The organism is uncultured Nisaea sp., from assembly GCF_963974195.1.
In the GTDB taxonomy this organism is placed as follows: Bacteria; Pseudomonadota; Alphaproteobacteria; order Thalassobaculales; family Thalassobaculaceae; genus Nisaea.
Window position 1 is genome coordinate 1 of record NZ_CAXBDC010000030.1, and the last position, 16,929, is coordinate 16,929.

Here is a 16,929-nt window from a genome sequence, read left to right on the forward strand (position 1 = left end):
CGCGAAGGTGGCCGCACCGTCGGCGCCGGCGTCGTCGCCAAAATCGTCGAGTAAAGCTGGACATTGGGCTCGGTTACCGAGCCGGAGATTGAAGAATATGGACAGTCAAAACATTAGAATTCGCCTCAAGGCATTCGATCATCGGATCCTTGATCAGTCGACCGGCGAAATCGTGAACACGGCGAAGCGCACTGGCGCGCAGGTCAAGGGCCCGATCCCGCTGCCGACCCGTATCGAGCGCTTCACCGTTCTTCGCGGTCCGCACATCGACAAGAAGAGCCGTGAGCAATTCGAAATCCGCACTCATAAGCGGGTTCTGGACATCGTCGACCCGACCCCGCAGACGGTCGACGCTCTGATGAAGCTTGATCTCGCGTCCGGTGTTGACGTCGAAATCAAGCTCTAACGCTGAAGGAATAGATTCATGCGTTCCGGAGTAATCGCACAGAAGATGGGCATGACCCGGGTGTTCACCGATACAGGTGATCACGTTCCGGTCACGGTCCTTAAGATGGATAGCTGCCAGGTGGTAGGTGTCCGCACCGAAGAGAATGACGGCTACAGCGCCGTTCAGCTCGGCGTTGGCGTTGCCAAGGTCAAGCGCGTCAGCAAGCAGATGCGTGGCCATTTCGCGAAAGCGAAAGTCGAGCCGAAGCGGAAGCTGGCCGAATTCCGTGTCAGTCCCGATGCTCTTATTGAGGTCGGCGCGGAAATCACCGCAGACCATTTCGTTGCCGGTCAGAAGGTCGACGTTGTCGGCACCTCGATCGGTAAGGGTTTCGCCGGTGCCATGAAGCGGCACAATTTCGGCGGCATGCGCGCCTCCCACGGTGTCTCCATCTCCCACCGCGCACACGGTTCCACGGGTAACTCCCAGGATCCGGGACGTGTGTGGAAGGGCAAGAAGATGGCCGGCCACATGGGCGACGAGCGGGTGACGACGCAGAACCTCGAAGTGGTTCAGCTCGACGTCGATCGTGGTCTGATCCTGGTCAAGGGATCGGTTCCGGGCGCCAAGGGCGGCTGGGTTCTGATTTCCGATGCCATCAAGGTGAAGCAGCCTGAAAATCTTCCGTTCCCGGCTGCAGTGCGCATGCCGGCCGCGGAAGAGGTTGCCGAGCCCGAAGTTGTCGAAGCCGCTGCTGATGCTCCGGCCGAAGCCGAAACCTCGGCTGACGACAATGCCGAGAATAAGGACTGAGGGTCATGAAGCTTCCTGTTACGACACTCGACAACAAGAAGTCCGGCGACATTGAAGTCGCGGACTCCGTGTTCGCCGTCGAGCCGCGCCGGGATATCCTTGCCCGTGTGGTAAACTGGCAGCTGGCCAAGCGCCGTGCCGGTACCCACGCGACCAAGACGATTTCCCAGGTCAGCGGCACGACAAAGAAGCCGTTCAAGCAAAAAGGTACCGGCCGGGCCCGTGCGGGCTCGCTGCGGGCTACCCAGTATCGCGGCGGCGGCATCTCCCATGGTCCGGTTTCCCGCGACCACGGGTTTGCCCTGCCGAAGAAGGTCCGCAAGCTCGGCATGCGCTCGGCTCTGTCTGCAAAGCAGGCCGAAGGCAAGCTGATCGTGATCGATGATGCGGCTGGCGAGACCAAGACCAAGGAACTGGCCAAGAAGCTTACGGCTCTCGGTTGGAAATCGGTTCTGTTCATCGGTGGCAGTGCGCTGGACGAGGGTTTTGCCCGGGCCGCGCGGAACATCCCGAATGTGGATGTGCTGCCGGAGCAGGGCGCGAACGTCTATGACATCCTCCGCAGGGACACCTTGGTCCTGACCAAGGCGGCGGTGGAAAGCCTGGAGGCTCGCCTGAAATGAGCATGCGTCCTTACAATGCCAGCCAAGTTCGGCTGAGCGACGAGCGTGCGTACGACATCATCGTCCGCCCGATCGTCACCGAGAAATCCAGCCTCGGATCGCAGTTCGGCCAGGTGACTTTCGAAGTCACCCTCGACGCGACCAAGCCGGAGATCAAGGTCGCTGTTGAACGGCTGTTCGATCGCAAGGTCAAAGCCGTCAACACCGTGCTGACCAAAGGCAAGGTGAAACGCTTCCGTGGCAAGCTCGGCAAGCGGTCCGACTACAAGAAAGCGATCGTCACTTTCGAGGACGGTCAGGACATCGATGTTACGCAGGGGGTCTGATCCATGGCGTTGAAGACATTCAATCCGACGACGCCGTCCCAGCGTGAACTGGTGATCGTCGACCGTTCGGAACTCTGGAAAGGCAAGCCGGTCAAAGCACTGACCCGCGGTCTGACCAAGTCCGGCGGACGGAATAATACTGGCCGCACCACTTCCTTCTGGCGTGGCGGCGGACATAAGCGTAAATACCGCATCATCGACTTCAAGCGTCGCAAGTTCGACGTGTCGGGGACGGTTGAGCGGCTTGAATACGATCCGAACCGGACCGCGTTCATTGCGCTGATCAAATACGACGATGGTGAGCTCGCCTACATCCTGGCTCCTCAGCGCCTCAAGGCCGGTGACAAGGTCATCGCCGGTGAGCGCCAGGACATCAAGCCGGGTAATGCGATGCCTCTGAAGAGCATTCCGGTTGGCACGATCGTCCACAATGTGGAGTTCAAGCCAGGCAAGGGCGGTCAGATTGCCCGTTCCGCCGGTGCTTACGTGCAGATCGTCGGTCGCGACCAGGGTTATGCCCTGCTGCGCCTCACCTCCGGTGAAGTGCGGATGGTTCGCGGCGAATGCATGGCAACTGTCGGTGCGGTGTCAAACCCGGATCAGCAGAACGTAAAGCTTGGCAAGGCGGGCCGTTCCCGCTGGCTCGGCAAGCGCCCGCACGTTCGCGGTGTCGTGATGAACCCGGTCGATCACCCGCACGGTGGTGGTGAAGGCCGGACCTCGGGCGGTCGCCATCCGGTGACCCCGTGGGGTAAGCCGACTAAAGGTAAGCGTACGCGCAGCAACAAGAAAACCGATCGCCTTATTGTGCGTCGGCGCCGGAAGTAAGAGGAGATAGACGTTGTCACGTTCTGTTTGGAAAGGCCCGTTTGTTGACGGGTATCTCCTGAAGAAGTCCGATGCGTCGCGCGCGTCCGGTCGTAACGAGGTCATCAAGACCTGGTCACGCCGGTCGACGGTTCTGCCGCAGTTCGTCGGATTGACCTTCGGGGTTCATAATGGCCAGAAATTCATTCCGGTCCTCGTGACCGAGAACATGGTCGGACACAAACTCGGCGAATTCGCGCCGACCCGCACTTATTACGGCCATACGGCCGATAAGAAGTCGCGGCGCTAGGACTGGAGCAGAGACCATGGGCAAGAGTGCGGTCGAACGCCGACTGGACGATACCGAGGCGAAAGCGGTGCTCCGCAATGTGCGGGTGAGCCCGCAGAAGCTGAATGTCGTCGCGCAGATGATCCGCGGCATGGATGTGGAAAAGGCCCTCGCGGCCCTGACCTTCTCCCGCCGCCGCATCTCGGACGATGTGAAGAAGCTTCTGCAGTCCGCGATCGCGAATGCTGAGAATAATCATCAGCTCGATGTTGACCGGCTTTTCGTTAAGGAAGCTTCCGTCGGCAAGAGCATCGTCATGAAGCGCTTCCGTCCGCGGGCGCGGGGTCGTGTCGGCAAAATCATGAAGCCGTTCTCGCACCTGACCGTTGTCGTGCGTGAGCGCGGGGAGACCGAATAATGGGTCATAAAGTTAATCCGATCGGGCTTCGCCTCGGCATCAACCGGACCTGGGATTCCCGTTGGTTCGCTGCCAAGGATTATGGCGATCTGCTGCACGAAGACATTCGTATGCGCCGGTATCTCCATAAGCGCCTGGCGCAGGCCGGTGTTTCCCGGATCGTCATCGAGCGGCCGGCAAAGCGCTGCCGCGTTGCCATCTACACCGCCCGTCCGGGTGTTGTGATCGGCAAGAAGGGCCAGGATATCGAGAAGCTCCGTCAGGATCTCTCCAAGATGGTCGGGACCGAAGTGAGCCTGAACATCCTCGAGATCCGGAAGCCGGAAATCGACGCCAAGCTGGTTGCCGATAACATCGCGCAGCAGCTGGAGCGCCGGGTTGCTTTCCGTCGTGCCATGAAGCGGGCCGTTCAGTCGGCCATGCGTCTTGGCGCCCAGGGCATCCGGATCAACTGCGCGGGCCGTCTCGGCGGCGCGGAAATCGCCCGGACCGAATGGTATCGTGAAGGCCGCGTTCCGCTGCACACGCTGCGTGCGGATATCGATTACGGCGAGTCCACCGCACAGACCACCTACGGCGCCTGTGGCGTCAAGGTTTGGGTCTTCAAGGGTGAGATTCTGGAACACGATCCGCTCGCCCACGAAAAGCGGCTTACCGACCAGCCCGGCCATCAGCGCTGAGCAGGCGGATAGGATAGAGGTTAGATAGATGCTTAGTCCGAAGCGCACAAAATTCCGTAAGGCCCACAAAGGCCGGATCCACGGAAACGCAAAAGGCGGTACGACACTGAATTTCGGTTCGTTCGGCCTGAAGGCTCTGGCGCCAGCGCGCGTCACCGCCCGTCAGATCGAAGCGGCCCGTCGTGCCATCACCCGTCACATCCGCCGTTCCGGCCGGGTGTGGATCCGGATTTTCCCGGATGTTCCGGTGTCGTCGAAGCCGGCGGAAGTACGTATGGGTAAGGGCAAGGGTACCCCTGAATTCTGGGTCGCCCGTGTTAAGCCCGGTCGGATCATGTTCGAGCTCGAAGGCGTTCCGCGGGAACTGGCTGAGGAAGCGTTTACGCTTGCCGCCGCCAAGCTTCCGCTTGATACGCGCTTCGTTGCCCGACTCGGCGAATAAGGCCGCGGGAGAGAATGATGGCAAACAAGGCAGCAACAGATCTTCGTGCCAAGACGGGCGATGAGCTGAAAACCAGCCTGGTGGATCTGAAGAAGGAGGCCTTCAACCTTCGTTTTCAGCGCGCCAACGGTCAGCTGGAAAACACTGCGCGGATGCGGCAGGTGCGCCGTGAGATCGCGCGCATCAAGACGATCCTGCACGGGCAGGCCAGCGCTTAAGCAGCGTTGGATTTAGGAGACGAGAAATGCCGAGGCGAATTTTGCAGGGCACCGTGGTAAGCGACAAGGGCGAGAAATCTATCGTCGTTCGCGTCGAACGCCGCGTCATGCATCCGATCTACAAGAAGTTTATCAAGCGCTCGAAGAAATTCGCTGCGCATGACGAGCAGAACCAGTACAAGATTGGCGACATTGTGCGGATCCAGGAGTGTGCTCCGATTTCGAAGCGCAAGAACTGGACCGTTGTCGTCGATGATGCAGGCAGCAACGCCTAAGCGGCAGGGAACGACGACATGATCCAAATGCAGTCAAACCTTGATGTCGCTGACAATTCCGGCGCGCGCCGCGTCCAGTGCATCAAGGTCCTCGGCGGTTCCAAGCGCAAAGTCGCTGCCGTCGGTGATGTGATTGTGGTCTCCGTTAAGGAAGCAATTCCGCGGGGCCGCGTGAAAAAGGGTGAAGTGCTTCGGGCCGTTATCGTCCGGACCGCCAAGGAAATCCGTCGTAACGACGGCTCCTCGATCCGGTTCGACAACAACGCCGCGGTGCTCATCAACAAGCAGAACGAGCCGATCGGGACCCGTATCTTTGGTCCGGTGACCCGTGAACTTCGTGCCAAGAAGTTCATGAAAATCGTCTCGCTTGCACCGGAGGTGCTGTGATGGCAACGAAGTTCAAGGTGAAGAAGGGCGACAAGGTCGTCGTCACCACTGGCAGGGACAAGGGAAAGACGGGCGAAATTCTGCGCGTCATCACGGATGAGAACCGTGTCCTGGTTCAAGGTGTGAACATGGTCAAGCGCCACACGCGTGCGACCCAGACCACCGCCGGCGGTATTATTGAGAAAGAAGCGCCCGTTCACGTATCGAACGTTGCGCATATCGACCCGAAATCAAACGAGCCGACGCGCGTCGGGATCCGTACTCTCGAGGATGGCCGCAAGGTCCGCTTCGCGAAACGGTCCGGCGAAGTGCTCGACGCTTAAGCGCGCTCGAAACGAGGCCAGACATGTCGCGATTAAAAGAAGTTTACAATACCGAGATCAAGCCGGGAATGTTGTCGGAGTTCAAGTACGCGAACCCGATGATGTGCCCGTCGATCGAGAAAGTCGTCGTCAATATCGGCGTCGGTGAAGCGGTGCAGGATTCCAAGCGGGTTAAAGCCGCTGCGGAAGAGCTTGCCATCATCACCGGTCAGCGCCCGATTGTGACCCGCGCGAAGAAGTCCATTGCAGGCTTCAAGCTCCGCGAGGGCATGCCGATCGGCTGTAAAGTCACCCTCCGCCGCGAACGGATGTACGAGTTCCTGGATCGTCTGGTGAACATCGCCCTGCCGCGCGTGCGTGACTTCCGTGGTCTCAGCCCGAAGAGCTTCGATGGGCGCGGCAATTATTCGATGGGCCTGAAAGAGCAGATCGTGTTCCCGGAAATCGACTACGACAAGGTCGACCACATCCGGGGCATGGAGATCGTCGTGGTGACGACTGCCAATACCGATGATGAGGCGCGCGAACTGCTGCGTCGCTTTAACTTCCCGTTCGTGAACTGATCGGGCTGGAGAAGAGTCATGGCGAAGAAAAGCGCGATTGAAAAGAACAAGAGCCGCGGGAAAATTGTCCAGCGGGATGCCGGAAAGCGGGCGCGCCTCAAGGCGATTGCCTGCGACAAGGATCTCCCCCTGGAAGAGCAGTTTAAAGCCCGTCTGAAGCTGAACGAGCTGCCGCGCGATGGTGCGAAGATCCGTCTTCGTAACCGGTGCGAGGTCAGTGGCCGCCCGCGCGGTTACTATCGCAAGCTGAAGATGTCCCGTATTGCCCTGCGTGATCTTGGCTCGATTGGCCAGATCCCGGGCATGGTTAAGTCAAGCTGGTAAGAGAGGAGTCTGACAGTGACGATGAGTGATCCTCTCGGGGACATGCTGACCCGAATCCGGAACGGCCAAACTGCTGGTAAAAGCGTTGTGGTCAGCCCGGCATCGCAAATGCGGAGCAATGTGCTCGAAGTGCTGAAGCGCGAAGGTTTCATTCGCGGCTACTCCAGCGCCGAAGTACGCAAAGGCATTGGCGAGCTGAAGATTGAACTGAAGTACCATGACGGCGAGCCGGTCATTCGCGAGATTCATCGCGTTTCCCGCCCTGGCCGCCGGGTGTACTCAAAGATCAAGGATCTGCCGCGGTGCTACAACGGTCTGGGTATCCAGATCCTGTCGACGCCGCGTGGCATCCTTTCCGACAATGAGGCCCGCGCTGCCAATGTTGGCGGCGAAGTCCTCTGCAAGGTATTCTGATCGGAGCCGAGCGAATGTCACGTATTGGGAAAAATCCGGTCGCTCTTCCGAGTGGCGTCACCGTCGAGATCGACGCTGATGCTTTCTCCGCGAAGGGCAAACTCGGCCAGCTTTCTGTTCCGATGAGCGATGCAGTAGACATCGTGATCGAGGACAACCTGGTCACCGTGAAGCCGAAGAACGCCTCCAAGCGTTCCCGTGCGATGTGGGGCACCATGCGTGCCCGCGTCCAGAACGCCGTCACCGGCGTGTCGGATGGCTTCACGATCAACCTGGAAATTAACGGCGTCGGTTATCGTGCGGCAGTCGAAGGCAAGAACCTTGTTCTGGCCCTCGGTTTCAGCCACCCGGTGAACTATCCGATCCCGGAAGGCATCACCATGAAGTGTGAGCGCCCGACGGCAATTTCGATCCATGGTGCCGACAAGCAGCAGGTAGGTCAGATCGCGGCGGAAATCCGCGGGTATCGTCCGCCGGAGCCCTTCAAGGGCAAGGGCGTCAAGTACGCGACCGAGACCGTCCTCCGCAAGGAAGGCAAGAAGAAGTAAGGATTCGTGGCATGCTGACATCAAAACAACTCTTCCAGCGTCGCCGCCAGCGGACCCGTGCCGCGCTGCGCGCCAAAACAAATGGCAAGGCCCGGCTCTCTGTGTTCCGGTCTTCCAAGAACATCTATGCTCAGGTCATCGACGATCTGAAGGGCGAGACCCTGGTGAGCGCATCTTCTCTCGAGAAGGCAATGCGCGAGCAGCTCAAGACGGGTGCGGACAAGTCCGCGGCCGCGGAGATCGGCAAGCTGATCGGCGAGCGTGCGGTAGGCAAGGGCGTCACCGACGTCGTGTTCGACCGTGGCGGCTACCGGTATCATGGACGCGTCAAGGCCTTGGCCGACGCTGCCCGTGAAGCCGGACTGAAGTTCTAGAAAGGGCCGGAACATGGCACGAGGCGAAAGAAGAGATCGCGACACGCGCGAAGATCCGGAACTGGTTGAAAAGCTGGTCGGTATCAACCGCGTCGCGAAGGTTGTGAAGGGCGGTCGCCGGTTTGGCTTCGCCGCCATCGTGATCGTCGGTGACGGTCGCGGTCGCGTCGGGTACGGTGCGGGCAAGGCCCGTGAAGTGCCGGAAGCGATCCGCAAGGCAACCGAGCAGGCGAAGCGCGGCATGGTCCGTGTGCCGCTGCGCGAGGGCCGTACGCTGCATCACGATATCGGCGGGCGCTTCGGTGCCGGTCGCGTGATCCTGCGCTCGGCTCCGGCTGGTACCGGCATCATCGCCGGTGGCCCGATGCGTGCGATCTTCGAAGCGCTGGGAATGCAGGACGTGGTGGCGAAATCCACCGGGACGTCCAACCCGCACAACATGATCAAGGCGACCTTTGAAGCGTTGAAAAACGTCAGGTCCCCGCGTTCGGTTGCTGCCAAGCGTGGCAAGAAGGTCGCTGAGATCTTCGGCCGGGCTCCTGGCGAAGCCGAAGCGGCTCAGGCCTAAGGACGGAGAAGAGCCATGGCGGCAACCAAGAAAAAAGCGGCCACGACGGTCACGGTCACCCAGACCGGCAGCCCGATCGGCCGGACCAAGGACCAGGAGCAGACCCTGGTCGGCTTGGGTCTGAACAAAATGCACCGCACGCGCACGCTGGAAGATACTCCGGCGGTCCGCGGCATGATCAGCAAGGTCGCCCATCTGGTGCGCGTCGTAGACGCGTCCTAAGGCGGCCAGGCAGAACATCTAGGCGATCCGGCCTTGCGCCGGAACGAGGGCAAGAACGATGAAACTCAACGAACTTCGCGACAATCCGGGCGCGCACAAGCCCGCCAAACGGGTCGGTCGTGGCGCCGGTTCCGGCCTCGGCAAGACTGCCGGTAAAGGTCAGAAGGGCCAGACCTCTCGCTCCGGCGTCGCCATTAATGGCTTCGAAGGCGGCCAGATGCCGATCCATCGGCGTCTGCCGAAGCGTGGCTTCAAGAATCCGTTCCGCAAGGAATTCGCGCCGGTTAATGTCGGCTCGATCCAGGCGGCAATCGATGCGGGCAAGCTTGATGGCAAGAAGACGATCGATACCGCTGCCCTGAAGGCAGCCGGTCTTGTCGGCCGGGTGCGCGACGGTGTGCGCCTGCTTGCAACGGGCGAGCTGAAAGCCAAGGTAAAGGTGGAAGTTTCCGGTGCCTCCGCGGCTGCGATCGCAGCTGTTGAAAAGGCCGGCGGCTCCGTGACGGTTACGGCTCCGGCCGCTAAGCCGGCTGAAGAGGCGGGCGACTCCTCCACCGACTGATTGGGTTCAGTGAAATGGCTTCCAGCGCCGAGCAATACGCGTCATCGATCAATTTTGGGGCCTTCGCGAAAGCGGCGGAACTCAAGAAGCGCATCTGGTTCACACTGGGTGCGTTGATCATTTATCGTCTTGGGACCTACATCCCGATCCCGGGTATCGATCCCGCGGTGCTGGAGCAGATCTTCCAGCAGAATTCGGGCGGTATCCTCGGCATGTTCGACATGTTCGCGGGCGGTGCCCTCGGGCGGATGACGATCTTTGCGCTGAACATCATGCCTTACATCTCCGCGGCCATCATCATGCAGTTGATGACCGCGGTCTCCCCCAGCCTCGAGACCCTGAAGAAGGAAGGCGAGGCCGGGCGCAAGAAGATCAATCAGTATACCCGTTACCTGACGGTGCTGCTGGCGGCCTTCCAGGCCTATGGTATCGCCTCCGGTCTTGAATCCATGGCCGACGGTACGGCGGTCGGGAACCCGGGTATCTTCTTCCGTGCGACCGCGGTGATCACGCTGGTCGGCGGTACGGTCTTCCTGATGTGGCTGGGCGAGCAGATTACCGCGCGCGGCGTTGGTAACGGCATCTCCCTGATCATCTTCACCGGTATCGTGGCACAGCTTCCGACAGCATTGGTCGGCATGCTTGAGCTTGGCCGCACCGGGGCGCTGTCCGCTGCCATCATCGTGCTGATCATGATCATGGCGGTTGCAGTGATTGCCGGCATTGTGTTCGTCGAGCGCTCCCAGCGCCGGATCACGGTGCAGTATCCGAAGCGCCAGCAGGGCAACCGGATGTTCGGGGGCGAGAGTTCTCACCTGCCGCTGAAGATCAACGTCGCGGGTGTGATCCCACCGATCTTCGCCAGCTCTCTGCTGCTGATGCCGGTAACGGTCGCGCAGATGACGGCGGCCAGCGGTGGCGGCCCGGAGTGGCTGAGCACCTTCACGGCGATGGTCGGCCGGGGGCAGCCGCTCTACATGGCGATCTTCGTCAGCCTGATCGTGTTCTTTGCCTTCTTCTACACGGCGATCGTGTTCAATCCGGCGGAGACCGCCGACAACCTGCGTAAATATGGCGGCTTCGTACCCGGTATCCGTCCGGGCAAGAATACCGCCGACTATCTTGATTATGTCCTGACCAGGCTCACGGTGCTGGGGGCCGCCTATCTCGCGGCGATCTGTATCCTGCCGGAGATCCTGATCAGCGAATATCAAGTGCCATTCTATTTCGGGGGAACAAGCCTGCTCATCGTGGTGACGGTGACAATGGACACTGTGAGCCAGATTCAATCGCATCTGCTGGCACACCAGTATGAGGGGCTGATTAAAAAATCGAAACTGAGGGGGAAACGTCGATGAATTTGATACTGCTCGGCCCTCCGGGTGCCGGTAAGGGCACCCAGGCGAAACGTCTGGAAGAGAAGTTCAAGATAGTTCAGCTCTCTACCGGTGACATGCTGCGGGCCGCGATTGCTTCGGGCAGTGACGTTGGCCTGAAGGCAAAGAGCATTATCGATTCAGGCGGTTTGGTCTCGGACGACGTTATGGTCCAGATGATCTCCGAGCGCGTCGATCAGGATGACTGCAAGAACGGTTTCATCCTTGATGGTTTCCCGCGCACGGTAGCCCAGGCGGAAGCGCTGGATATCATGCTGGCCGAAAAAGGCCTTCGGATCGATCATGTGATCGAGCTGAAAGTGGACGAGAATATCCTGTTCGACCGGATCCGGTCCCGCATCGCGGAGACCCCGGAAGCCGAGCGGCGCAGTGACGATACCGAGGAGACGCTGCGCAAGCGTCTTGAGGTATACAAGGAACAGACGGCACCGATCATTCCGTACTTTGCGGAACGTGGTGCGTTGAAGAGTGTGGACGGAATGGCGTCCATCACTGAAGTGAGTGGTCAGATCGACACTATCGTGGCGGCTTGACCGGACTGTTTGAAGGTGTGGGTAAACCGGTTGACTCGGCAATCCGGTTGAGTATACTCCGCGCCCTCGGTTTCAGTGAAACCGTGCGCACTTGCTCGCGCGGATTTTCCGAGTTGGGTGCCTGGGTCAGATGACCCGTATTTTTGTTGGACGCTGACAAGCGTTGTACTGAGGAGTTTGCCAGTGGCGCGCATCGCAGGCGTGAATATCCCGACGCAAAAGCGTGTCGAGATTGCTTTGACTTACATACATGGTATCGGCCGGACCACCTCCACGAAGATCTGTGAGAGCGTCGGTATTCCGCAGGAACGCCGTGTGCATGAACTGACTGAAGATGAAGTCGCGCGGCTGCGTGAAGTCATCGACCGCGATCAGGTGGTCGAAGGCGATCTGCGCCGTAAGATCGCGATGGACATCAAGCGTTTGATGGATCTGGGTTGCTATCGCGGCCTGCGCCATCGTAAAGGCCTGCCGGTGCGCGGACAGCGGACCCACACCAACGCGCGGACCCGTAAGGGCCCGGCGAAGGCTATCGCGGGTAAGAAGAAATAATTCGGGTTTTACCCGACAAGCCGGAGCGGCAATTTAATGGCAAAACAACCTACCCAGGGGCGCGTGAAACGCCGCGAACGGAAGAACATCACTTCCGGTGTCGCGCATGTGAGCGCATCCTTTAACAACACCATGATCACCATCACCGACGCCCAGGGAAATGCAATTTCCTGGTCTTCCGCCGGTGCGATGGGTTTCAAGGGTTCCCGTAAGTCCACCCCGTACGCGGCGCAGGTCGCGGCCGAGGATGCCGGCAAGAAAGCTGCCGAGCATGGCATGAAGACTCTCGAGATCGAAATCAGCGGCCCGGGTTCGGGACGTGAGTCAGCTCTGCGCGCACTGCAGGCCGTGGGTTTTGCCGTGACGTCCATTCGCGATGTTACGCCGATCCCGCACAACGGTTGCCGTCCGCCGAAACGGCGCCGGGTTTAAGCTGCAAGGGCGGCCCTGGCCGCCCGACCGGTACAGCCCGTGGCCCCGAAACGATTGTTTTGGGGCCGAAAGCATAAGGTAGAGGCCCGCGGGTCTCGTTAGCGATGAGGTCACCCCCGTGATTCAGAACAACTGGCAGGCTCTTATCAAGCCAAACAAGCTCGATGTGCAATTGGGCTCGGATCCCGCCCGCAAGGCAACGATCGTGGCCGAGCCGCTGGAACGTGGATTCGGTCTGACCCTCGGCAACGCTCTGCGGCGTATCCTGCTGTCGTCCCTTCAGGGCGCGGCGGTGACGGCTGTCCAGATCGATGGCGTGCTGCATGAATTCTCCTCCGTCGCCGGCGTCCGTGAGGACGTTACCGACATGGTCCTCAACATCAAGGCGATCGCGCTTCGGGCCCACAGCGAAGGCCCGCGCAAGATGCGCCTGAAGGCCGAGGGCCCGGGCGAGGTTAAGGCCGGCATGATCGAAGCCGGATCCGAGATCGAGGTGATGAACCCCGATCTGGTGATCTGCACGCTCGATAACGGTGCCAGCCTGTCCATGGAGTTCACGGTCGAGACCGGCAAGGGCTATGTCCCGGCCAGCGCCAACCGTCCGGAAGATGCGCCGATCGGCCTGATCCCGGTCGATGCGATCTTCAGCCCGGTGCGTCAGGTCACCTACAAGGTGGACAACACCCGCGTTGGCCAGGTCACCGATTATGACAAGCTGTCCATGGTTGTCGAAACCGACGGCTCGTTGACCCCGGAAGACGCCGTGGCATACGCCTCGCGCATTCTTCAGGACCAGCTCCAGCTCTTCATCAACTTCGAAGAGCCGCAGCAGGTCGTCGAGACCGAAGAGAAGACCGAGCTGCCGTTCAACAAGAACCTGCTCCGCAAGGTCGACGAGCTGGAACTGTCCGTCCGTTCGGCGAATTGCCTGAAGAACGACAACATCGTCTATATCGGCGATCTCGTTCAGAAGACCGAGCCGGAAATGCTCCGCACGCCGAACTTCGGCCGGAAGAGCCTGAACGAGATCAAGGAAGTGCTTGGTCAGATGGGCCTGGCGCTGGGCATGGATATCCCGAACTGGCCGCCGGACAACATTGAAGAGCTCGCCAAGCGGCTCGAAGAGCCGTTCTGATCGGCTGAGCGCAATTGAATACTGTTTGTGCCGTGAGGCGCTGACGAATACGAAACTGGAGTTTTCGCGATGCGACATCGTTTTAAGGGCCGGCGTTTCAACCGGTCGTCGAGCCACCGCAAAGCCATGTTCAAGAACATGGCCAACGCACTGATCAAGCATGAGCAGATCATCACCACCCTGCCGAAGGCGAAAGACCTGCGCAGCGTTGTTGAGAAGCTGATCACCCTCGGCAAGCGCCAGGACCTCCATGCCCGCCGTCAGGCGACGTCGGCTCTGCAGGACCCGATCATGGTCCGCAAGCTGTTTGACGTCCTGGCCGAGCGCTACAAGGAACGTCAGGGCGGTTACACCCGTGTCCTGAAGGCCGGCTTCCGCTACGGCGACAGCGCCCCGATGGCCGTGATCGAACTGGTTGATCGTGACGAAGATGCCCGCGGCCAGGATTCCGGTCCGATGCAGATCGAGGAAGAAGAAGCCCTCGAAGGTGCGATGCCGGCCGCGATCTGATCGCGCCTGTCGCTCCAGGAATATGAAAGGCGGCCTTCGGGCCGCCTTTTCTTTTGTCTGATATCTCTCTGGGTTACCTCTGAAGCGGTTATGCGCCGTCTTGCGTGCTCAGCCGTGCCGCGATCTCCCAGATCTCCGGCTCGTCCGGCCATTCGGCGACAAGGGCCGTGAGCTCCTGGCAGAGCAGATCGGCATGCGCTTCTTCGTCGAGCGCGTCCGCGGTCAGCAGCAGGTTGGTGCAGGCCTTGGCATGCAGCAGGGCCATCTCGCTGTTCGCGGTTTCCTGGGCGGATGCAGCGAGAATGTCGTCATAGATGTGACGCGCTTTCCCGATGGCGCCATCCCGGCAGAAATCGGTCATCAGGTTAAAGGCCGCGAGCATGGTCTTCTGGCGCATCAGTATACTTGCCGCCGCGCGTTGCCTCAGATCCATATAGATCGTTTCTGCCGCGGCCAGCTTTTCCCTGTCGCCAAACAGGGTGATGAGGGCAAAACCTGCATCGGCCAGCACATCCTGCAGGTCGGCGGATGGGCGCCTGGTATCCGTAAAGGAGGCCAGATCGAAATAAAGCTCGATGGCTTTCCCGGATGCGCCGGTCTGGGCCAGATGCGCCGCCAGATTGAAGCTGCCGATTGCCCGGTGATGGATCGTGTCGGGCTGGCTGTTCGGTACTTCGGCCAGGGCGCAGAGAGAGCGGTGCAGATGTTGCGCTTCCCGGGTCCGGCCCTGGTCGCAATGGGTGGCGATCCGGTTGGCAATGGCTTTTGCCAGGGTGGAGCGCAATTGCCGGTCCGTCGGGTGGCGGGCGGCTATGTCCCGGATCTCCTCGAAGGTGGCGTCGGCCTCCAGGCTTTTGCCGTGCCGTGCATATTCGAGGCACAGGGTGACCGACAATTCACAATAGCCCCGCCGCATGCCGGGATCGTCCGGATGTCCGGTGGCGTAGCGCTGGAGATGGGTCCGGACGTCATGGATGGCGCTCAACTCGCTGCGCCGGGCGTGGCACGCGGCAAGCCTGAGGGCGCCGCAGATCAGGCGGTCCCTTATGTCGGCGGAGCTGGCGTGATCGCAGGCCAAGGCGTAGAGGGAATCGTAACAGGCGCGGGCGCGTTTGATCTCGCCATCGCTGTCACCGAGGGAGCTGATCGCATCGGCGAGCTCTCCGGCTCTGGAAATCGTGGCTTTCCCGGCGTTTTGGGCGCCTGGCATTGACCTCTCCATTCCCGGTCCGGTGTTGCCGGTGCGTCCCTTTTGCCCCATGCGCCGACAACCCATATAGGATAGCCTACCCGTGACTGAATTTTGTGACAACCAACGGAAATGCAACAGATGAGCCGCGCTGATTCTCCTCGGTTTTTTGCCTCCCGGGCCCGTTTCGTACTTCGCTATACGGCGTTGACGGCGTGTCTTGGGGCGCTTCTTCTGGCATTTTCAGGGCCGGGTCCGGCGGCGGCGCAAACCACCAAACAGGTTCCGGAGACGCGGGCGGAGATCCAGTATTCCTTCGCCCCTCTCGTACGCAAGGTCGGGCCTGCCGTGGTGAATATCTATGCCCGGGCGGAAGTCACAGAGCGCCGGGCATCGCCATTGTTCGACGATCCCTTTTTCCGGCGTTTTTTCGGCGATGTGTTCCCGGGCGAAGCCCGCAAGCGCACGTCGCAATCGCTCGGCTCGGGTGTCATCCTGCGTGAGGACGGACTGGTCGTGACCAACTTCCACGTCATCAAGGGCGCGGACGAGATCACCGTCGTACTGTCCGACCGGCGTGAGTTCGACGCCACCATCCTGCTTCAGGAGGAGCGTACCGATCTGGCCGTGCTGAAGATCGACACGGGCGGCGAGAAACTGCCGCATCTTGAAATCCGCGACAGCGACGAGCTGGAAGTGGGCGATCTCGTGCTGGCCATTGGCAACCCGTTCGGCGTCGGCCAGACGGTGACCAGCGGGATTGTCTCGGCTCTGGCCCGGACAGCTCTCGGCATTACCGATTACAGCTTCTTTATCCAGACCGACGCGGCCATTAACCCGGGCAATTCCGGCGGCGCGCTGATCTCCATGGATGGCCGTCTGGTCGGCGTGAACACGGCGATCTACAGCAACCAGAAGGGCAGTGGCGGGTCCGTCGGGATCGGCTTTGCCGTGCCGTCCAACATGGTGCGGACCATTCTGGACGGGGTGGATGAAGGCAGTGTGGTGCGGCCCTGGATCGGTGTATCCGGTCAGACCATGACCTCGGATCTGGCGGAACAGTTCGGCTTGCCCCGGCCGGTCGGCGTGGCCGTGACCGACGTCTATCCTGACGGTCCGGCGGCCAATGCAGGCATCCGGATCGGCGATGTCATCCTGAAAGTGGGCGGCCGGGAAATCGTGGACGAGCAGGCCCTGCGGTATCGCGTGGCGACCCGTCCGCTCGGCGGCGCGGCAAGGATCGAAATCCTCCGGGGCGGCGCGCATCAGGTTGTCGAGGTGCCGATGAAGGCGCCCCTCACCCAGCCCGAGCCGGATCTTCGGGACATGCGGGGCCAGCATCCGATGTCCGGGGCCCAGGTGGCGAACCTGTCGCCGGCCTTTGCCCTGGAACACGGGCTCGACGATATGGCGCGGGGCGTTGTGGTTCTCAAGGTGACGCGGCAATCACCGGCGGCCCGTGTCGGGCTCCGTCCGGGGGATGTCGTGCTGAAGATCAATGATGACACAATCGATCTGGTCTCGAGTCTTGAGCCGGCCCTGATGTCAGCCAAGAAGGCCTGGCGGATTTCGATCCGCCGCGAGGGGCAGGTGCTGACGACGGAAATCAAGGGCTGA

The 16,929-nt window shown here is 60.6% G+C and carries 29 protein-coding genes; 28 read left to right on the forward strand and 1 reads right to left on the reverse strand.

Going from position 1 to position 16,929, the window contains the following annotated elements; all coding sequences use genetic code 11:
• The first annotated feature begins 97 nt into the window (after positions 1-97).
• From rpsJ to rplQ, 27 genes are all read left to right on the forward strand, one after another.
• A complete protein-coding gene (gene rpsJ, locus AAC126_RS08630; protein WP_028466776.1) occupies positions 98-406 on the forward strand; it encodes a 30S ribosomal protein S10 in 309 nt (102 codons plus the stop codon).
• Between the two features lie 18 nt (positions 407-424).
• Entirely contained in the window at positions 425-1,201 is a 777-nt protein-coding gene (rplC, locus tag AAC126_RS08635; protein WP_339852216.1) for a 50S ribosomal protein L3, read from the forward strand.
• Between the two features lie 5 nt (positions 1,202-1,206).
• Entirely contained in the window at positions 1,207-1,824 is a 618-nt protein-coding gene (gene rplD / locus AAC126_RS08640) for a 50S ribosomal protein L4 (protein WP_339852219.1), read from the forward strand.
• 2 nt (positions 1,825-1,826) lie between these two features.
• Positions 1,827-2,150 (forward strand): 50S ribosomal protein L23, encoded by a 324-nt coding sequence (locus tag AAC126_RS08645; RefSeq protein WP_036554653.1) that lies wholly within the window; start codon positions 1,827-1,829, stop codon positions 2,148-2,150.
• 3 nt (positions 2,151-2,153) lie between these two features.
• Positions 2,154-2,978, forward strand: coding sequence for a 50S ribosomal protein L2 (gene rplB / locus AAC126_RS08650; RefSeq protein ID WP_339852221.1), 825 nt, complete (start codon positions 2,154-2,156; stop codon positions 2,976-2,978).
• A gap of 13 nt (positions 2,979-2,991) precedes the next feature.
• A complete protein-coding gene (gene rpsS, locus AAC126_RS08655) occupies positions 2,992-3,267 on the forward strand; it encodes a 30S ribosomal protein S19 (protein WP_028466781.1) in 276 nt (91 codons plus the stop codon).
• Between the two features lie 16 nt (positions 3,268-3,283).
• Positions 3,284-3,664 carry a 50S ribosomal protein L22 gene (gene rplV / locus AAC126_RS08660; protein ID WP_339852225.1) on the forward strand — a complete coding sequence of 127 codons (381 nt, stop codon included), beginning with the start codon at positions 3,284-3,286 and terminating at the stop codon, positions 3,662-3,664.
• Positions 3,664-4,344 carry a 30S ribosomal protein S3 gene (rpsC, locus tag AAC126_RS08665; RefSeq protein ID WP_339852228.1) on the forward strand — a complete coding sequence of 227 codons (681 nt, stop codon included), beginning with the start codon at positions 3,664-3,666 and terminating at the stop codon, positions 4,342-4,344. The genes rplV and rpsC overlap by 1 nt, the downstream gene beginning before the upstream one ends.
• 28 nt (positions 4,345-4,372) lie before the next feature.
• Positions 4,373-4,786 (forward strand): 50S ribosomal protein L16, encoded by a 414-nt coding sequence (rplP, locus tag AAC126_RS08670; RefSeq protein ID WP_339852231.1) that lies wholly within the window; start codon positions 4,373-4,375, stop codon positions 4,784-4,786.
• Between the two features lie 17 nt (positions 4,787-4,803).
• A complete protein-coding gene (gene rpmC / locus AAC126_RS08675; RefSeq protein ID WP_193173497.1) occupies positions 4,804-5,004 on the forward strand; it encodes a 50S ribosomal protein L29 in 201 nt (66 codons plus the stop codon).
• 26 nt (positions 5,005-5,030) lie between these two features.
• Positions 5,031-5,279, forward strand: a complete 249-nt coding sequence (gene rpsQ / locus AAC126_RS08680) for a 30S ribosomal protein S17 (RefSeq protein WP_339852234.1) — start codon at positions 5,031-5,033, stop codon at positions 5,277-5,279.
• 18 nt (positions 5,280-5,297) lie between these two features.
• Positions 5,298-5,666 carry a 50S ribosomal protein L14 gene (rplN, locus tag AAC126_RS08685; protein ID WP_028466787.1) on the forward strand — a complete coding sequence of 123 codons (369 nt, stop codon included), beginning with the start codon at positions 5,298-5,300 and terminating at the stop codon, positions 5,664-5,666.
• Positions 5,666-5,989 (forward strand): 50S ribosomal protein L24, encoded by a 324-nt coding sequence (gene rplX / locus AAC126_RS08690; protein WP_339852236.1) that lies wholly within the window; start codon positions 5,666-5,668, stop codon positions 5,987-5,989. Before rplN ends, rplX begins: the two co-directional genes overlap by 1 nt.
• Positions 5,990-6,012: 23 nt before the next feature.
• Positions 6,013-6,552, forward strand: coding sequence for a 50S ribosomal protein L5 (gene rplE / locus AAC126_RS08695; protein WP_339852239.1), 540 nt, complete (start codon positions 6,013-6,015; stop codon positions 6,550-6,552).
• 18 nt (positions 6,553-6,570) lie between these two features.
• On the forward strand, positions 6,571-6,876 hold the full coding sequence (gene rpsN, locus AAC126_RS08700) for a 30S ribosomal protein S14 (RefSeq protein ID WP_028466790.1): 306 nt from the start codon (positions 6,571-6,573) through the stop codon (positions 6,874-6,876).
• A 15-nt stretch (positions 6,877-6,891) separates the two neighbouring features.
• Positions 6,892-7,290, forward strand: a complete 399-nt coding sequence (gene rpsH, locus AAC126_RS08705; protein ID WP_339852246.1) for a 30S ribosomal protein S8 — start codon at positions 6,892-6,894, stop codon at positions 7,288-7,290.
• A gap of 14 nt (positions 7,291-7,304) precedes the next feature.
• Entirely contained in the window at positions 7,305-7,838 is a 534-nt protein-coding gene (rplF, locus tag AAC126_RS08710; protein WP_339852248.1) for a 50S ribosomal protein L6, read from the forward strand.
• Positions 7,839-7,849: 11 nt separating this feature from the next.
• Complete coding sequence (gene rplR / locus AAC126_RS08715; protein ID WP_193173504.1) at positions 7,850-8,212, forward strand: 50S ribosomal protein L18; 363 nt, start codon at positions 7,850-7,852, stop codon at positions 8,210-8,212.
• A 13-nt stretch (positions 8,213-8,225) separates the two neighbouring features.
• Positions 8,226-8,780: a 30S ribosomal protein S5 gene (rpsE, locus tag AAC126_RS08720; RefSeq protein WP_339852250.1), complete on the forward strand. Its 555-nt coding sequence runs from the start codon at positions 8,226-8,228 to the stop codon at positions 8,778-8,780.
• A gap of 15 nt (positions 8,781-8,795) precedes the next feature.
• Positions 8,796-9,002, forward strand: coding sequence for a 50S ribosomal protein L30 (gene rpmD / locus AAC126_RS08725; protein WP_339852251.1), 207 nt, complete (start codon positions 8,796-8,798; stop codon positions 9,000-9,002).
• 58 nt (positions 9,003-9,060) lie between these two features.
• Positions 9,061-9,564, forward strand: a complete 504-nt coding sequence (rplO, locus tag AAC126_RS08730) for a 50S ribosomal protein L15 (RefSeq protein ID WP_339852253.1) — start codon at positions 9,061-9,063, stop codon at positions 9,562-9,564.
• Positions 9,565-9,578: 14 nt separating this feature from the next.
• Entirely contained in the window at positions 9,579-10,922 is a 1,344-nt protein-coding gene (gene secY, locus AAC126_RS08735; protein WP_339852255.1) for a preprotein translocase subunit SecY, read from the forward strand.
• The gene (locus tag AAC126_RS08740; RefSeq protein ID WP_339852257.1) at positions 10,919-11,494 is read left to right on the forward strand and encodes an adenylate kinase; all 576 of its coding nucleotides are present in this window, start codon (positions 10,919-10,921) and stop codon (positions 11,492-11,494) included. The genes secY and AAC126_RS08740 overlap by 4 nt, the downstream gene beginning before the upstream one ends.
• Before the next feature lie 183 nt (positions 11,495-11,677).
• Positions 11,678-12,046, forward strand: coding sequence for a 30S ribosomal protein S13 (rpsM, locus tag AAC126_RS08745; RefSeq protein WP_339852260.1), 369 nt, complete (start codon positions 11,678-11,680; stop codon positions 12,044-12,046).
• 36 nt (positions 12,047-12,082) lie between these two features.
• Positions 12,083-12,478, forward strand: coding sequence for a 30S ribosomal protein S11 (gene rpsK / locus AAC126_RS08750; protein WP_193173509.1), 396 nt, complete (start codon positions 12,083-12,085; stop codon positions 12,476-12,478).
• 118 nt (positions 12,479-12,596) lie between these two features.
• Complete coding sequence (locus AAC126_RS08755) at positions 12,597-13,613, forward strand: DNA-directed RNA polymerase subunit alpha (protein WP_339852265.1); 1,017 nt, start codon at positions 12,597-12,599, stop codon at positions 13,611-13,613.
• 69 nt (positions 13,614-13,682) lie between these two features.
• Positions 13,683-14,123, forward strand: a complete 441-nt coding sequence (rplQ, locus tag AAC126_RS08760; protein WP_339852268.1) for a 50S ribosomal protein L17 — start codon at positions 13,683-13,685, stop codon at positions 14,121-14,123.
• Between the two features lie 88 nt (positions 14,124-14,211).
• On the opposite strand, the gene AAC126_RS08765 is transcribed toward rplQ, so the two are convergent.
• Positions 14,212-15,333 (reverse strand): hypothetical protein, encoded by a 1,122-nt coding sequence (locus AAC126_RS08765; RefSeq protein ID WP_339852270.1) that lies wholly within the window; start codon positions 15,331-15,333, stop codon positions 14,212-14,214.
• A 120-nt stretch (positions 15,334-15,453) separates the two neighbouring features.
• On the opposite strand from AAC126_RS08765, the gene AAC126_RS08770 reads away from it, so the two are divergent.
• On the forward strand, positions 15,454-16,929 hold the full coding sequence (locus tag AAC126_RS08770; protein ID WP_339852272.1) for a Do family serine endopeptidase: 1,476 nt from the start codon (positions 15,454-15,456) through the stop codon (positions 16,927-16,929).

Excerpts from the sequence above, each read along its gene's own strand:
- rpsJ (WP_028466776.1), top strand. The coding sequence starts at position 98 with ATGGACAGTCAAAACATTAGAATTCGCCTCAAGGCATTCGATCATCGG.
- rplC (WP_339852216.1), top strand. The coding sequence starts at position 425 with ATGCGTTCCGGAGTAATCGCACAGAAGATGGGCATGACCCGGGTGTTC.
- rplD (WP_339852219.1), top strand. The coding sequence starts at position 1,207 with ATGAAGCTTCCTGTTACGACACTCGACAACAAGAAGTCCGGCGACATT.
- AAC126_RS08645 (WP_036554653.1), top strand. The coding sequence starts at position 1,827 with ATGCGTCCTTACAATGCCAGCCAAGTTCGGCTGAGCGACGAGCGTGCG.
- rplB (WP_339852221.1), top strand. The coding sequence starts at position 2,154 with ATGGCGTTGAAGACATTCAATCCGACGACGCCGTCCCAGCGTGAACTG.
- rplV (WP_339852225.1), top strand. The coding sequence starts at position 3,284 with ATGGGCAAGAGTGCGGTCGAACGCCGACTGGACGATACCGAGGCGAAA.
- rpsC (WP_339852228.1), top strand. The coding sequence starts at position 3,664 with ATGGGTCATAAAGTTAATCCGATCGGGCTTCGCCTCGGCATCAACCGG.
- rplP (WP_339852231.1), top strand. The coding sequence starts at position 4,373 with ATGCTTAGTCCGAAGCGCACAAAATTCCGTAAGGCCCACAAAGGCCGG.
- rpmC (WP_193173497.1), top strand. The coding sequence starts at position 4,804 with ATGGCAAACAAGGCAGCAACAGATCTTCGTGCCAAGACGGGCGATGAG.
- rpsQ (WP_339852234.1), top strand. The coding sequence starts at position 5,031 with ATGCCGAGGCGAATTTTGCAGGGCACCGTGGTAAGCGACAAGGGCGAG.
- rplN (WP_028466787.1), top strand. The coding sequence starts at position 5,298 with ATGATCCAAATGCAGTCAAACCTTGATGTCGCTGACAATTCCGGCGCG.
- rplX (WP_339852236.1), top strand. The coding sequence starts at position 5,666 with ATGGCAACGAAGTTCAAGGTGAAGAAGGGCGACAAGGTCGTCGTCACC.
- rplE (WP_339852239.1), top strand. The coding sequence starts at position 6,013 with ATGTCGCGATTAAAAGAAGTTTACAATACCGAGATCAAGCCGGGAATG.
- rpsN (WP_028466790.1), top strand. The coding sequence starts at position 6,571 with ATGGCGAAGAAAAGCGCGATTGAAAAGAACAAGAGCCGCGGGAAAATT.
- rplF (WP_339852248.1), top strand. The coding sequence starts at position 7,305 with ATGTCACGTATTGGGAAAAATCCGGTCGCTCTTCCGAGTGGCGTCACC.
- rplR (WP_193173504.1), top strand. The coding sequence starts at position 7,850 with ATGCTGACATCAAAACAACTCTTCCAGCGTCGCCGCCAGCGGACCCGT.
- rpsE (WP_339852250.1), top strand. The coding sequence starts at position 8,226 with ATGGCACGAGGCGAAAGAAGAGATCGCGACACGCGCGAAGATCCGGAA.
- rpmD (WP_339852251.1), top strand. The coding sequence starts at position 8,796 with ATGGCGGCAACCAAGAAAAAAGCGGCCACGACGGTCACGGTCACCCAG.
- rplO (WP_339852253.1), top strand. The coding sequence starts at position 9,061 with ATGAAACTCAACGAACTTCGCGACAATCCGGGCGCGCACAAGCCCGCC.
- secY (WP_339852255.1), top strand. The coding sequence starts at position 9,579 with ATGGCTTCCAGCGCCGAGCAATACGCGTCATCGATCAATTTTGGGGCC.
- AAC126_RS08740 (WP_339852257.1), top strand. The coding sequence starts at position 10,919 with ATGAATTTGATACTGCTCGGCCCTCCGGGTGCCGGTAAGGGCACCCAG.
- rpsK (WP_193173509.1), top strand. The coding sequence starts at position 12,083 with ATGGCAAAACAACCTACCCAGGGGCGCGTGAAACGCCGCGAACGGAAG.
- rplQ (WP_339852268.1), top strand. The coding sequence starts at position 13,683 with ATGCGACATCGTTTTAAGGGCCGGCGTTTCAACCGGTCGTCGAGCCAC.
- AAC126_RS08765 (WP_339852270.1), bottom strand. The coding sequence starts at position 15,333 with ATGCCAGGCGCCCAAAACGCCGGGAAAGCCACGATTTCCAGAGCCGGA.
- AAC126_RS08770 (WP_339852272.1), top strand. The coding sequence starts at position 15,454 with ATGAGCCGCGCTGATTCTCCTCGGTTTTTTGCCTCCCGGGCCCGTTTC.